Genomic DNA, 13,120 nt, shown 5'->3' on the forward strand with positions numbered 1-13,120 from the left:
GAGGCGTCTAATGCTACCCGTACAACAACAGCGAAGCACTTCACCGTGGCGGCTCGCATTCGCCGAATTCCGCAGGAACAGGCTTGCCATTGCTTGTCTGATCTTCTTGTCGATCGTAACGGTTCTCTGTATTATAGCGCCGTGGTTAACGGCGTGGGATCCTGTCAAAATCAACATTCGGTTCATTAACAAGGCACCGTCAACTGAACATTGGCTGGGGACGGATAAAGGCGGCCGCGACATTGTCGCACGTCTGCTCTATGGCGGCCGAATTACCTTATGGATCTGCTTCTCGATTAGTATCATCGTAACGTTCCTAGGGACGCTTGTCGGCTCGATTGCTGGTTATTTCGGAGGTCGTGTAGACAGCCTGCTCATGCGCTTCACAGACCTCGTTCTTACATTCCCTTTCCTCGTATTCGTTATTGTATTAAAAGCGATCTTCCCAGACACGGGAATATCCGTCTTCATTCTCGTCGTCAGTTTCCTTGCTTGGGGAGGCGCAGCAAGACTTGTGCGAAGCAAAATTCTTGCCGAGAAAGAGAATGAGTATGTCTTAGCTGCCATATCGATTGGCTGCAAGCCTTCTACCGTCATCATTAAACATTTGTTGCCGAACGTCATTACGACCATTATCGTCCAAGCCATCTTAATCCTGGCCGGTATGATTACAGTTGAGACAGGACTTAGCTACCTAGGATTTGGCGTTCCTGCGAATATTCCTAGCTGGGGCAATATGATGTCAGACGCCATTTCACCAGACGTCATCAAAAACCAATGGTGGGTCTGGCTTCCTTCCGGCATTCTCATCACGGCTACGATTCTCGCCATTAATTTCCTCGGCGAAGGCTTGAAAGACGCATTCAATACGAAGAAGCCCTCCTAAACACGAAAGCACTAGCTGGAAGATTCCCTTCCTCGCTAGTGCTTTTTCTTGTTCAATTATGCCGTTACTACAATCTGATTTAGAAAAGCACGAATTTGCTTATCTAATCCTTTCGGATCCTCCAGCGGCAAATAATGCCCGCAATGCGGCATTTGATACGATAAGACGTGTGGAACCTGGCGCTTCACGTATTGCAAGCTTTTCATAATCGCAGGCAGCTCTTTATCCCCATGTAAGACAAGCCACGGTTGGCTAACCTCTTGAATTTGATTTTTCAATGTCTTACGAAATGCCTCAAGCTCGAGCATCTTCGATGGCTGCACAGCAAATGTATCAAAGTAAGGTGTCAGTTCCTCTTTGGAACTCCGTTCAAATGGAGATAATCCGCCATTAATCTTCATATCCTTCCGCGCCAAGATCTTCAGCATGGACATCTGTATGAGCGAATAAGGCTGCAGATTCGGCGAGATGGTCACGAGCCCCTTCACACGCGATTTATACTGCAAGGCCATACGTATCGCCTCTAAGCAGCCAGCGCCATGCCCAATACAAATCCATTCTTCATCCTCAGCCGCTTCTGCTTCATAATCCATTTGTTCTTGTCCAAGGGGTGGAAAGATCGCTACACACGCCGTAGCATAGCCCTGCTGCTCTAGAAAGCGCTGGAGCTGACCAAAGGTCTCAACCTTCATATTTAGCCCCGGAAACAACCATATCTTCGTATTCACTTGAATTCCTCCATCATGCTCTGAACTTCTGTCATAACCTCTAGCAACTCAGCATCCTCGATCTGAATTGTTAAATGGTAAAAAGGAAAAGGAGCCTGTTCCCAGCACTCCAATTGTAAAACATATTGCCTTGCTTCACGAACCAGACGACCCAGATGAATGCCAAGAATTTGTTCTGGATAAGGCACTAATTTCTCAATCCCAGCCGTGAACAATTTGCGAGAACCTTGTACATTCCCATTCTCGAAATGATACAAACCCACGGCAATTTGGAGCAAGCCTTGGCAGAGTGGGTGTCGACCCTCTTCTAACCAGAGCTCCTCCATGACTTCATGACATTCATAATAATCTCTATTCCAGTTGAAATGGATTAAGAATTGAATGTACAAAGGGTCATACATCATATTTCGTCAACAATATCATCCGGTTTCTTCTTCACGCGCACGAACGTATCTTCCACACGCTTATAGAGCTCTTTGATGCCTTCCTCATCCTCGTTCATCCAGAGCTCATTGAATTGCTGCTGGAACGAGATCGCTTCACGGATATGATGATGGAAGTACAGCTCCGAGATGTAGCTTAATATTTTGGTCGTAATATTAGACTTCTCTTCGAAGCTAATCTGTGCATCCAGAATCTCCTGACGGATACTGGACATCTCGTTATCGAGCACAAACGCGGCTTCGGCTGCCTTCTTCAACCGAACACGCATCTCACCCGGCAAGCTCTCACGATATTTATAGTTCAGCGAGTGTTCAATCGTCGCCCAGAAATTCATCGCGAGCGTTCGAATTTGAATCTCCGCTAGCACTCGCTTCTGTCCAAGCGCCGTCTGAACGGGATACTCAATGATCATATGGAAGCTGCGATAGCCGCTCTCTTTGTAATTCGTAATATAGTCTTTCTCATAGATCACACTTAAATCTTTCCGTTCACGAATATATTCAGCGACACGACGAATATCATCTACGAACTGACACATAATCCGTATGCCTGCGATATCCTCAATCCCCGTATCGATATTTTCCATTGCTACATTAAGTCGTTTCGCTTTATCGAGAATGCTGGAAATTTTCTTCACACGACCGGTCACGAACTCTATTGGTGCATACTCTTCACGTTTCTTCAATTCTGCACGCATCGTCTTGAATTTGACTTTTAATTCTTCCACGGCTTGTTCATATGGTAGTAAAAACTTTCCCCAATCTCTTCCGTCCATCAGAACGCCTCCTGTACTCAATATTCCGCCCTAGTTAACGATGGTCCGCACCCACTGCTTCGGAAATATGGGCATATCCGTCTCTTCTTAACAATTCCCTTAATCCTTGATGTAATTCGCGATTAATGCCTGGTCCTTTATAAATCAAAGCTGTATAAATCTCTACCAAGCTTGCACCAGCGCGAATTTTATCGTACGCATCTTGGCTCGTGAATATGCCACCCGAACCAATGATTGGCAGTCTGCCTTCCGTCTGGCTGTATATGCGGCGGATAATCTCCGTCGATCGGTCGCGCAGCGGCTTACCGCTTAGGCCTCCCGTTTCCTTCTTATTCGCATGCTCAAGACCTTCCCTAGAGAGGGTTGTATTCGTAGCAATAATGCCCGCAACACCGCTCTCAGCGATCGTAGCGATCATATACTCGAGCTCTGCGTCATTGACGTCAGGCGCAATTTTGACGAGTACCGATTTTGGCTCACTCGCAGTCTTCGCTGCTTGCCGATCCCGCTCTTCCGTCACAGCCTGAAGCAGTTCCTTCAGCTCGTTCCCATGCTGCAAATTACGCAGATCCGGCGTATTCGGTGAACTAATGTTCACGACAAAGAAGTCCGCTTCCGTATACAAGTCACGGATTAATGATTGGTAGTCCTCTGCTGCATTCTCGTTCGGTGTTACTTTATTCTTACCAATATTGACGGCAACAGGGATTCTCCGTGATTTGAGGGATGCGAACCGTGCCTTCATCGCTCGCGCACCTTCATTATTGAAGCCCATTCGATTGATTAACGCCTCATCCACTGGCAAACGGAACAACCGCGGTTGGTCGTTGCCCGCCTGTCCCTTCGGGGTTACGGTTCCGACTTCCATAAACCCAAATCCGATCGAAGAAAATCCTGCAATTGCTGCGCCGTTCTTATCTAGTCCTGCCGCTAGACCAATCGGATTCGGGAAATGAATTCCGAATAAATCCACAGCGAGATCTGCCGTTTCTTGCACACCGTACATTCCCCGCATGATCGCTAAAGCTCCGGGAACCTTATTCCCCATCTCTAGTCCGCCTATAGTGAAGTGATGAGCTTTCTCCGCATCCATCCTGAATAAGTACGGCTTTACAATTTTTGAATAAAGCAAGTTGTCCACTCCGTTCTCATCTATACGTCGTTCCATTGTCCTACAAATATTTTATCCGTTTCCGTCAAAAAAGGAAAGTCTGTTCGCCCTTCAAAAGCACGAAACCCTAGATATTCGGCAGGAAAACGATTACAATAGGCTTATATCTATTACTTTATTGATAAAGAGAGGTTGAACCACAATGTCTACAAAAAGAAAACCCCCGACGATGACGCATAAGCCGAAGGAAGAGGTTAATAAGAAAGCCATCATTTGGACAGGTGCTATTTTCGTTATTCTTGTTGTCATTGTAGCTGTTCTGATCCTAATTCAATAGATTTCTGCAATTTAATCTAACCATTTATAGACTTTATGGGGATTCGTCTGATTCTGGCCTTGCTGCGGTCTAACCTTAAAGGGTTGCTGCGCTTTAACAAGATCATCAGGTAGAATTCCCTTTTTAATGATCACTTTTGTCCCTAAAGGGACCAGATCGAACAATTCCTCCACATCCGCTTGACGCATCCGAATACAACCATGGGATTCGTCTTTGCCGATACTCGACGGCTCGTTCGTACCATGAATCGCATAGAGCGTATCCGATAACGTCATCCCGCGGCTGCCAAATTCACCATTCGACTTCCCATTGGGATTCTTGACCTTCTCGCTAATTTCGAAATTGCCTTCCGGTGTCTGATCCCCGCCAAGCCCGACCTCATAGCTTCGCCAGATGACACGTCCCGATACGACGGCAAGCCGATGATTCTGCTTATCGATGACGATCTTATATGGCTCTTGGAAGATCATGTCGGCGGAGGCGGGTGACATATTGACGGTAAGCGTTGGATTCTCGCGATCGATTGCCTGCTTCTCCTTCACCGTCTCCGTTCGAAGTTTCCCTTGTCCTCGAATGACCTGACTCTTACGCAAAGGCTCGAATAAATTTCGCATATTCGGTGTCTGGCCAGCCATCACGTTGCGCGGATAGGAATCGGTTAGATCCGTCATTTGGGCTGGCTGCTTGCCGTTCTGCTTCTGATACCCGATCACCCCAGACCGTAACGATTGAATCTCTTCCATTTGAACAGCCCATTTGGCAATATAAGAGCGTGTCGCACGCGGAATATCAGGGGTGCAATCACACACGGCAGGATCGAAGACTTGCACATCATATGTACGCTCACTGGATGAAGTGACACTTTTTTCTTGCTGCTTCAATTCCCCCAACAATTGCGGTTGATGGGACCATAACAGCCAAGAGCCTCGCTGCTCCAGCTCGAGAACAACCGCTTGCTGGCCCGGATTGCCCTGGATCATATGGGAAGCAATCGATTGCTGCCATGCCCCGTCAGCCCCGTCTTTCTCTCCCACAATGTAGATCATAGGCTGCTCTGAAGGCTTCTGTGGTTGGTTGACTTCTAACGCGAGCTGTAGGTCCGTTGGATCTGCCCCCGGTGCACCGGAGATCCCGCATATCAGTAATAACATGAGCGCAATCAGGGTCCATCTGCGTCTTGTGATCCGTTTGCGTTGCTTCTCAATAAGCTGTCGTTCTTTCTCAGCGGCCTCTAACAGCCACTTTGCTGGAATTTGTGTATGTTCAAATGCCTCATAGACATCCCCTGCCTGATTGAAGCAATAATTCGCTTTGCCTGTCTGCCCCGTTGCCTCATACTCCTTACCTAACAGGTACCATGCCATGCGGTTGTCGGGATGGGACTCTACGTATCTTTTCAGAAAAAGAATATCTTTCATGATGTCTCCCCTTCCTCTGGATTCCCTACCTTATATATCGGTATTTCACCTCAATCCTTGCACCGCTGCAAATATCTTCAGAACGAAAAAACTCCAGCCCAAAAGGACTGGAGTCTCATGTGTAAGTTGGATTCTATGATAACGAATACGGATTAGTTAAATGGTGTGTCCGCAATTTTGATAGAATCTGTTGGGCAACCGTCTGCTGCATCTTGAAGATCATCGTATAGATCCTCTGGGATTTCAGTTGTTCCCGTATTGTTGTCCCCATCAAAAATAACTTCTGCGATACCTTCATCATCATAATCATAAATATCTGGTGCTGTTGCACCGCACGCGCCACAGGCGATACAAGTATCTTTTTCAACCCAAGTGAATTTTGCCACGGCCAATTTCCCTCCTGTTATAGGTCCAATCTTCATTACCCTCACCAATCAATATAATACAAAAACGAGCTAATTTCAAACAGTTTGTCATTATTTTCTAACCAAGCTGCCTATTCTATTCATTCTTGCTCATTATTCTCCTGCCGCCTGAAATCCATCTGCAAAGAGGTGCCGCGAATTCGATGATTTCGGATCAAAGCTGAGGGATCATCCGTCAACATACCAGCGGTCAATACCGCATTCTCGCCAAACTTATCTCTTAGTTTATCCATCGCCACATTAAGTTGATCCTTCTTGGGCTGCTTCTCATAATCGAACAGATCGAGTTGGATTGCTGTCTCTGACTTGGGAACGAGATTCTGCAGCGCTACGCCGAGCAGTCGGACAGGCATGTAAGCTGGCCAGTGACGATCGAACAGCGCACAAGCGTCACGATAAATTTCATCCGCTGTATCGGTCGGAATATCACGTGTCGAGGACCTAGTGATCGTCTTCATATCCGGCGTGCGGATCGTAATCTGGATTGTCTTCGCCATCAGCTGCTGTCTGCGCATTCGCCGTCCCACCTGATCCGACAAATTCAAGAGCACGCGATGCGCTTCATTGCGGCTCGCGATATCATTTGGCAGCGTCGTCGTATGACCGATGGATTTGCTCTGCTCCCGATCCGGATTCACGGGGGATTCATCGATCCCATTTGCAGCTTGCTTCAGCCACGTACCGACGACGCCAAATGCATCCAGCAGCTTCCTCTCATCCGCCTGAGCCAGCTGCCCAACCGTATAAATCTGCAGCTTTTTCAGCTTCTGTGCCGTCTTCTCGCCGACGCCGAATAAACTGTTGCAAGGCTCCTGCCAGAGTACTTTAGGCATGTCACGACGTCTCAGAACGGTAATGCCATTCGGTTTCTTCATATCTGAGGCCATCTTGGCGAGCAGTTTATTCGGTCCAATACCAATAGAACAAGGAAGCGATAATTGATCTTTAATTCGCCGCTGCAGCTCTTCCGCAATCTCTAACGGTGTGCCAAATTGCTTCGATCCGGTGATATCCATATAACATTCGTCAATCGACATCGCTTCGACAAGCGGCGTATATTCACTCGTGAGTTTCATGAACGCATTCGAATATCGACGATATAAATGAAAGTCTGGCTGAATAATAATTAATGAAGGACAAATCTTGAGCCCCTGGCGCACTTGCATCCCCGTTCGAATCCCGAGTTTGCGGGCTGCATAGGAGCAAGTCACAATGATTCCTTTGCGCAGCTCGATACTTCCAGCAACGGCTGTCGGCCGATCTGCATACAAATGAGGCTCCTCCGCCGCATGCACAGAACAGTAGAAGGCATTCATATCGACATGAAGAATGACGCGCCCTTTTTCAGGATAAAATTGCTCTGTATTCGATCTCAATGGTCTCACCTAATTTCTGTAAGCTTCATCCATCTCAATTCAGCATACCCTGCCATTTCAAGGAGGGTCAAGTTCACGGAAGTAGAAAAATATTGAATTTTCCATCTACTTTCTACCAATAGCGTATGTTATAATTAGAAATTATACTTTCTAGAATGATATCAATACTTTCCTAAAGGAGGCCCTCTCATGTCAACGGCAATTTCAATCTTCGATACGACACTGCGAGATGGTACGCAAGGCGAAGGGATCAGCCTCTCCGCTGATGACAAGCTCAAAATCGCAAAAAGACTCGACACCTTTGGTGTTCATTATATTGAAGGCGGTAATCCGGGCAGTAACGGCAAAGACATTGAATTTTTCAAACGTGCAGTGAATTTGAATTTACGAGCGAAGCTCACGGCCTTCGGCAGCACAAGACGGAAAGACTCGCTGGTCGAGCAGGATGCCAACTTGAATCGCATTGTAGAATCTGGCGTGAAAGCGGCAACTTTAGTCGGGAAGTCATGGGATTTCCATGTGCATACGGCACTACAGACGACGCTCGAAGAGAATCTCGCGATGATCTACGATTCCATCGCATTCCTGAAGCGCAATCATCTAGAAGTTATTTTTGATGCGGAACATTTCTTCGATGGATATAAGAATAACCCTGAATATGCTGTTGCTGTTCTCAAACGCGCGCAAGAGGCTGGAGCAGATTGGGTTACGATGTGCGACACCAATGGCGGCACGTTGCCAACCGAAGTGTTCGATATCGTAAGTCTCATCTCGAAGGAGCTGACAGCTAAGCTTAGTATCCACACCCATAATGATTGTGAATTAGCCGTCGCGAACTCCCTTGCCGCTGTGCAGGCAGGCGCTAGACAAGTACAAGGTACAATCAATGGCTATGGAGAACGCTGCGGCAATGCTAACCTCTGCTCCATCATTCCTAATCTCCAGCTGAAAATGGGGTACAATTGCATTCCAGAAGAGCAAATGAGTCAATTAACGAATGTCGCACGTTATGTCAGCGAAATTGCCAACGTGCATATGCCTGTGAATCAAGCCTATGTCGGTAACGCTGCCTTCGCACACAAAGGCGGCATTCACGTCTCGGCAATTCTACGCGATTCACGCACATACGAGCATATTGTCCCTGAATCTGTCGGGAACAAGCAGCGTGTCCTCGTCTCCGAGCTCGCAGGACAGAGTAATATCATGTCACGGGCGCAAGAACTTGGCATCGAGCTGGATTCGAATAACCCAACGACGAAGGATGTCATGAACAAGATCAAAGACTTGGAACACCAAGGTTATTCCTTCGAAGGCGCGGATGCCTCCCTTGAATTATTGCTCCGGCAAGCGAATGGCGAGATGACAGAGCTGTTCACACTTGAATCCTTCAAAATGACCGTGGAGAAAACGGCCGACCATCCGGTTGCATCGGAAGCCATCGTCAAGATCCGAATTGATGATGAGAGCATTTATACGGTCGCAGAAGGCAATGGTCCGGTGAATGCGCTTGATAATGCATTGCGCAAAGCCTTACTTCAACATTTCCCTACGCTCAAAGATATGCATTTGTCAGACTATAAAGTTCGGGTAATGGACGACCAGGATGCGACGTCCGCGAAAGTACGCGTATTGATCGAATCCACTGACTTTAATAACCGCTGGAATACCGTTGGTGTCTCCGGCAATATTATCGAAGCCAGCTGGGAGGCGCTTGTTGACAGTATACGTTATGCCTTGCTTGGACAGACGAAGGTGGAAGGTATACCGGTTCCCGAACCGCAGCGCTATGGTCTCGTGAACCACTAATCTGTTGCAATACAATACGAAACCCTCAATCTCACTTCGAGCTCGAGGGTTTTTTGGTCTATATGACACATCGTCAATCCGCGATGACATTCTGTATCTTTTCCTCCAACGTTTTGGCAGGTACGACACCGAGTGTAATATCCCGGATAACGCCGTCTCGATCGATGAGAATATTCGTCGGGAACGCAATTCCTTTGTAGAGCTTGAATTGATCACCCTTCATGTCCATCAAGATTGGATTCGTGAGCTGATATTGTGCAACGAATACCTTAGCATTCTCAACCGTATCTGTCGACGTTACGTTCACCGAATAGAGATCCAGCTTCTCCTTATATTGCTCAGCTAACCGCTTTAAGTCAGGCGCTTCCTCTTGGCACGGCTCGCACCAGGATGCCCAGAAATTAATCATCGTTACTTTATCTCGTTTGCCGCCGACTGAATACGTTTTCCCATCCAATGCTTCGAGTTCAAAAGCAGGAGCCAATTTATTCAACATGGGAGCCACTTCTGTCGACGTAGCCGAAGTTTTCCCATTCACGGGACGATCTTTTTTGTTATCATTCTGATACAATGCAATGGTCACTAACAGCACAATAACAACCAATAGCCATAAATTCTTTCTCATCCGTCATTTACCCTTCTTGTGGATTCAGATTTAGATTCATTGCGTACAAAATCTTTACCATCTATTGTACCCTCTTTTTCCTCATATTTTCAAACCTTACCAATCTTTTTTTGCATGCGACACCGTGGACCCGGTAACAATAATGGCACATGACATCCAAATCACCCGAACCGAACACTAATGAATTTTCAGAAAGGTTGGGAAGAATGGCCACCAAAACCAAGTCCAAAAAGCTTCTTTCCATCTCATTCGAGAGCGAAATTGAATCAAGTTCGAATCAGCATGGTTCATCCGGAACCAAAACAGACCCTTCCCAAAATGCAAAAGGGAGCGTGTGGAAATATATCGCTTTAGCCAGTATTCCACTCGTTCTGGTGCTTGGAAATTCCATGCTTGTGCCGATTCTGCCGCAGCTTCAGTCCCAACTGCATATTTCGCAATTTCAGAGCAGTCTGGTGATTTCTATTTTTTCCATCGCCGCAGCGCTTATTATCCCGCTCGTTGGTTATTTATCAGATCGTTTCTCACGAAAAGCCATTATGATTCCTGCGCTAATTGTTTATGGCGGTGCGGGCATTCTTGCTGGATTTGCTGCAGCATGGGGCTCCTATTCGTGGCTGATAATCGCACGTGCGATTCAAGGGATAAGCGCAGCCGGTACGGCTCCTATTGCGATGGCACTGGTCGGGGATTTATTTAAAGACGGGGAGGAGAGCAAAGCGCTCGGATTAATTGAAGCATCGAATGGCGCAGGGAAAGTTGTAAGTCCGATCCTCGGATCGCTTCTTGCTTTAATTGTTTGGTATGCAGCTTTTTTCGCATTTCCGATTTTCTGCGGCATATCACTCGTGATGGTTATTTTTCTCATCAAGGAACCCAAAAGAAAAAGTGAACCATTGCCACTAAAACCCTATTTGCATAAAATCGGATCGATCTTGAAAAAGAAAGGCCGTTGGCTCATTACATCTTTTTTTGTCGGCTCACTCGCCTTATTTATTCTGTTCGGAATCTTGTTCTATCTGTCCAATATTCTGGAGAAAAAACCGTATCAGATCGATGGGGTTGTGAAAGGTCTTGTCCTTGCCATTCCACTTCTTGGCATGGTGACGACTTCGTACATTTCGGGTAGTGTAATCAAAAAAAGCGGGGTTCTTATCCGTTGGTTCGTCAATATTGGCCTTATTGTGATGACGGCATCGCTCGCCCTGGCCATTTTTTTCAACAAAAATATATATGTATTTATTGGGCTGCTTACGCTCAGCAGCATTGGAACGGGGTTGTTATTGCCTTGTCTGAATACTATGATTACAGGGTCCGTTGAGAAGGGTGAACGAGGCATGATAACCTCACTCTACAATAGTTTGCGATTTCTAGGGGTAGCGTTCGGTCCGCCATTATTCGGCTGGATGATGGGCATCTCACATGCAACGATCTTCATTACCGTGTCTGCCTTGTCGCTGATTGGTCTTGGGCTTAGCTTCTTCCTCATTAAGCCCGATGCAACGGTCAAATAATACGATACAGCCTAGTCATAGGTAATTCGAGGTATACTTGATCGACCTTAGCAGTCTTCGTCTGAGCAGCAGCATGAAACAAGAGGTTACGAACACTTCAAGCATCATGGAGCGAATATTCTGCTGAAACTTTGTGAAGTCGGCCTTCAACTCAGGCAGCTGAGGGATCGCGAGCAATTGCAGCTTAATGCTGCGTTTGGCCGTCATAAACCCGTCTTTCTGCGAGCCTTTAAGCAGTAATTCATTTGAACCAATCGGCGCACTGGCATTTTCAACGAACGCGATAGGAATAAAAATAGACAACAGCAAAATCATGCTCATCCAACAGGTGAGTGTGATTTTTTTGCTCTTATGCTTCATTTTTGTTCCTCCTCTCCGCTAAAATGATCGCCGATTACAATACGACTTCGATTTATGAAGCTCCTATGAGGGATCTTCTACCCTCTTCACTTCAGTCTTCGCTGCAAGCTGCTTCTTATAATTGCGATCCAACTTGAAGATGCGATTCAAGAAATTGTAGACATGCTTCGATTCTTTCGTTAAGAGCGGTCCTAAGATCGCTAAGATTAACACATACAATGCCGAGAACGGCTGCAAAATCGGAAGCAATCCCCCTGCTTTCCCCAAGTTTGCGATAATAATCGAGAATTCTCCGCGCGATACGATCGTAAGACCGATGTTCGACGATGCTTTGGGTGATAATCCTGCGCTTCGACCTGCGAGCATCCCTGCCACGTAGTTCCCAATTAACGTAATAACGACGGCTCCGAGGGATAACCAGACTGCGCCACCCAGTGAGAACGGATCAATCGTTAATCCGAAACTGAAAAAGAATAATGCCCCGAAAAAATCACGGAACGGCAAAATCAAATGCTCAATTCGCTTCATATGCTCCGTCTCTGCAAGCACCAACCCGACGAGCAGTGCTCCGATAGCTTCAGCTACGTGGATCGTCTCCGAGAACCCTGCCACAATGAATAGAAGGGCGAATACGGCGAGCAAGAACAATTCGTTCGAGCGAATATTGAATAGTTTATTGAGTAAAGGCAAAGCTTTGCGTCCGACGACGATAAATAACAGCATATATCCGAGCGCAATCGCCGCAGATAACAATACACCGCCGATGGAGCTCGCACCGCTAAGCACAAGACCCGATAGAACCGAAATATAGACGGCAAGGAAAATATCCTCGAACATAATGATTCCTAGAATCATCTCAGTCTCTGCATTCGCTGTACGCTTCAAATCAACCAATACCTTGGCTACAATCGCGCTGGAAGAAATACTCGTAATTCCGGCGATAATTAATACCTCTTGCAGCGGCAATCCCGCACCGAATCCAAAAAGAAGACCGAGCGTAAAGTTAATGACAATATAGATCGTTCCGCCGATCGCAATGGATTTCCCCGCCTTAATCAAACGTCCTACCGAGAACTCAAGACCCAGATAGAACAATAAGAACAGTACGCCTAATCTTCCAAGCAGCTCGATTAATTCGGCGCTATGAATAAACCGAAAATCAAAATTACCAAACTTAGGTGCGTGAGGTCCTACAGCCATTCCTACAAGAATATAGAAAGGAATGACCGAGAACCTGAGTTTTGTAGATAACAAACCAGCAAGCGCAATGAGCGCAACAGCTAGGCCGAGCTCTAAAACAACATGCTCCATCCCA

Annotated in this window: 14 protein-coding genes; 4 read left to right on the forward strand and 10 right to left on the reverse strand. The window is 46.6% G+C overall.

Going from position 1 to position 13,120, the window contains the following annotated elements; translation table 11 throughout:
- Nucleotides 1-10: 10 nt before the first annotated feature.
- Nucleotides 11-886 (forward strand): oligopeptide ABC transporter permease, encoded by an 876-nt coding sequence (gene opp4C / locus GCU39_RS15575; protein ID WP_152394359.1) that lies wholly within the window; start codon nucleotides 11-13, stop codon nucleotides 884-886.
- A gap of 56 nt (nucleotides 887-942) precedes the next feature.
- Here the strand turns inward: opp4C and GCU39_RS15580 are convergent, their stop codons facing one another.
- From GCU39_RS15580 to GCU39_RS15595, 4 genes are read right to left on the reverse strand one after another with little or no spacing between them, the layout of a single operon-like run.
- Nucleotides 943-1,614, reverse strand: coding sequence for an alpha/beta hydrolase family protein (locus GCU39_RS15580; protein WP_152394360.1), 672 nt, complete (start codon nucleotides 1,612-1,614; stop codon nucleotides 943-945).
- Nucleotides 1,611-2,018 carry a DUF309 domain-containing protein gene (locus GCU39_RS15585; RefSeq protein WP_152394361.1) on the reverse strand — a complete coding sequence of 136 codons (408 nt, stop codon included), beginning with the start codon at nucleotides 2,016-2,018 and terminating at the stop codon, nucleotides 1,611-1,613. Before GCU39_RS15585 ends, GCU39_RS15580 begins: the two co-directional genes overlap by 4 nt.
- Nucleotides 2,015-2,833 carry a GTP diphosphokinase gene (locus tag GCU39_RS15590; RefSeq protein WP_152394362.1) on the reverse strand — a complete coding sequence of 273 codons (819 nt, stop codon included), beginning with the start codon at nucleotides 2,831-2,833 and terminating at the stop codon, nucleotides 2,015-2,017. Before GCU39_RS15590 ends, GCU39_RS15585 begins: the two co-directional genes overlap by 4 nt.
- A gap of 34 nt (nucleotides 2,834-2,867) precedes the next feature.
- The gene (locus GCU39_RS15595; protein ID WP_152394363.1) at nucleotides 2,868-3,965 is read right to left on the reverse strand and encodes a quinone-dependent dihydroorotate dehydrogenase; all 1,098 of its coding nucleotides are present in this window, start codon (nucleotides 3,963-3,965) and stop codon (nucleotides 2,868-2,870) included.
- A gap of 181 nt (nucleotides 3,966-4,146) precedes the next feature.
- Between GCU39_RS15595 and GCU39_RS32305 the strand changes: the two genes are divergently transcribed.
- Nucleotides 4,147-4,281: a hypothetical protein gene (locus GCU39_RS32305; RefSeq protein ID WP_018755790.1), complete on the forward strand. Its 135-nt coding sequence runs from the start codon at nucleotides 4,147-4,149 to the stop codon at nucleotides 4,279-4,281.
- A gap of 11 nt (nucleotides 4,282-4,292) precedes the next feature.
- On the opposite strand, the gene GCU39_RS15600 is transcribed toward GCU39_RS32305, so the two are convergent.
- From GCU39_RS15600 to GCU39_RS15610, 3 genes are all read right to left on the reverse strand, one after another.
- Nucleotides 4,293-5,699, reverse strand: coding sequence for a L,D-transpeptidase (locus tag GCU39_RS15600; protein WP_152394364.1), 1,407 nt, complete (start codon nucleotides 5,697-5,699; stop codon nucleotides 4,293-4,295).
- Between the two features lie 152 nt (nucleotides 5,700-5,851).
- Entirely contained in the window at nucleotides 5,852-6,085 is a 234-nt protein-coding gene (locus GCU39_RS15605; RefSeq protein WP_152394365.1) for a ferredoxin, read from the reverse strand.
- A gap of 119 nt (nucleotides 6,086-6,204) precedes the next feature.
- Nucleotides 6,205-7,440: a DNA polymerase IV gene (locus GCU39_RS15610; RefSeq protein WP_265333547.1), complete on the reverse strand. Its 1,236-nt coding sequence runs from the start codon at nucleotides 7,438-7,440 to the stop codon at nucleotides 6,205-6,207.
- Between the two features lie 249 nt (nucleotides 7,441-7,689).
- Between GCU39_RS15610 and cimA the strand changes: the two genes are divergently transcribed.
- The gene (cimA, locus tag GCU39_RS15615; RefSeq protein ID WP_152394366.1) at nucleotides 7,690-9,306 is read left to right on the forward strand and encodes a citramalate synthase; all 1,617 of its coding nucleotides are present in this window, start codon (nucleotides 7,690-7,692) and stop codon (nucleotides 9,304-9,306) included.
- Between the two features lie 73 nt (nucleotides 9,307-9,379).
- On the opposite strand, the gene GCU39_RS15620 is transcribed toward cimA, so the two are convergent.
- Nucleotides 9,380-9,931 (reverse strand): TlpA family protein disulfide reductase, encoded by a 552-nt coding sequence (locus tag GCU39_RS15620; RefSeq protein ID WP_152394367.1) that lies wholly within the window; start codon nucleotides 9,929-9,931, stop codon nucleotides 9,380-9,382.
- Nucleotides 9,932-10,137: 206 nt separating this feature from the next.
- Here GCU39_RS15620 and GCU39_RS15625 point away from each other — a divergent pair, with 206 nt between their 5' ends.
- A complete protein-coding gene (locus GCU39_RS15625) occupies nucleotides 10,138-11,445 on the forward strand; it encodes an MFS transporter (RefSeq protein WP_152394368.1) in 1,308 nt (435 codons plus the stop codon).
- A 15-nt stretch (nucleotides 11,446-11,460) separates the two neighbouring features.
- Here GCU39_RS15625 and GCU39_RS15630 read toward each other — a convergent pair whose 3' ends face one another.
- The gene (locus GCU39_RS15630) at nucleotides 11,461-11,805 is read right to left on the reverse strand and encodes a hypothetical protein (RefSeq protein ID WP_152394369.1); all 345 of its coding nucleotides are present in this window, start codon (nucleotides 11,803-11,805) and stop codon (nucleotides 11,461-11,463) included.
- A gap of 63 nt (nucleotides 11,806-11,868) precedes the next feature.
- Entirely contained in the window at nucleotides 11,869-13,116 is a 1,248-nt protein-coding gene (locus GCU39_RS15635) for a cation:proton antiporter (protein ID WP_152394370.1), read from the reverse strand.
- Between the last annotated feature and the right edge of the window lie 4 nt (nucleotides 13,117-13,120).

This window comes from Paenibacillus guangzhouensis, from assembly GCF_009363075.1.
GTDB classification, from domain to species: domain Bacteria; phylum Bacillota; class Bacilli; order Paenibacillales; family Paenibacillaceae; genus Paenibacillus_K; species Paenibacillus_K guangzhouensis.

Excerpts from the sequence above, each read along its gene's own strand:
- GCU39_RS15590 (WP_152394362.1), bottom strand. The coding sequence starts at position 2,833 with ATGGACGGAAGAGATTGGGGAAAGTTTTTACTACCATATGAACAAGCC.
- GCU39_RS32305 (WP_018755790.1), top strand. The coding sequence starts at position 4,147 with ATGTCTACAAAAAGAAAACCCCCGACGATGACGCATAAGCCGAAGGAA.
- GCU39_RS15610 (WP_265333547.1), bottom strand. The coding sequence starts at position 7,440 with ATGAATGCCTTCTACTGTTCTGTGCATGCGGCGGAGGAGCCTCATTTG.
- GCU39_RS15630 (WP_152394369.1), bottom strand. The coding sequence starts at position 11,805 with ATGAAGCATAAGAGCAAAAAAATCACACTCACCTGTTGGATGAGCATG.
- GCU39_RS15635 (WP_152394370.1), bottom strand. The coding sequence starts at position 13,116 with ATGGAGCATGTTGTTTTAGAGCTCGGCCTAGCTGTTGCGCTCATTGCG.
- GCU39_RS15585 (WP_152394361.1), bottom strand. The coding sequence starts at position 2,018 with ATGATGTATGACCCTTTGTACATTCAATTCTTAATCCATTTCAACTGG.
- GCU39_RS15620 (WP_152394367.1), bottom strand. The coding sequence starts at position 9,931 with ATGAGAAAGAATTTATGGCTATTGGTTGTTATTGTGCTGTTAGTGACC.
- opp4C (WP_152394359.1), top strand. The coding sequence starts at position 11 with ATGCTACCCGTACAACAACAGCGAAGCACTTCACCGTGGCGGCTCGCA.
- GCU39_RS15625 (WP_152394368.1), top strand. The coding sequence starts at position 10,138 with ATGGCCACCAAAACCAAGTCCAAAAAGCTTCTTTCCATCTCATTCGAG.
- GCU39_RS15600 (WP_152394364.1), bottom strand. The coding sequence starts at position 5,699 with ATGAAAGATATTCTTTTTCTGAAAAGATACGTAGAGTCCCATCCCGAC.
- cimA (WP_152394366.1), top strand. The coding sequence starts at position 7,690 with ATGTCAACGGCAATTTCAATCTTCGATACGACACTGCGAGATGGTACG.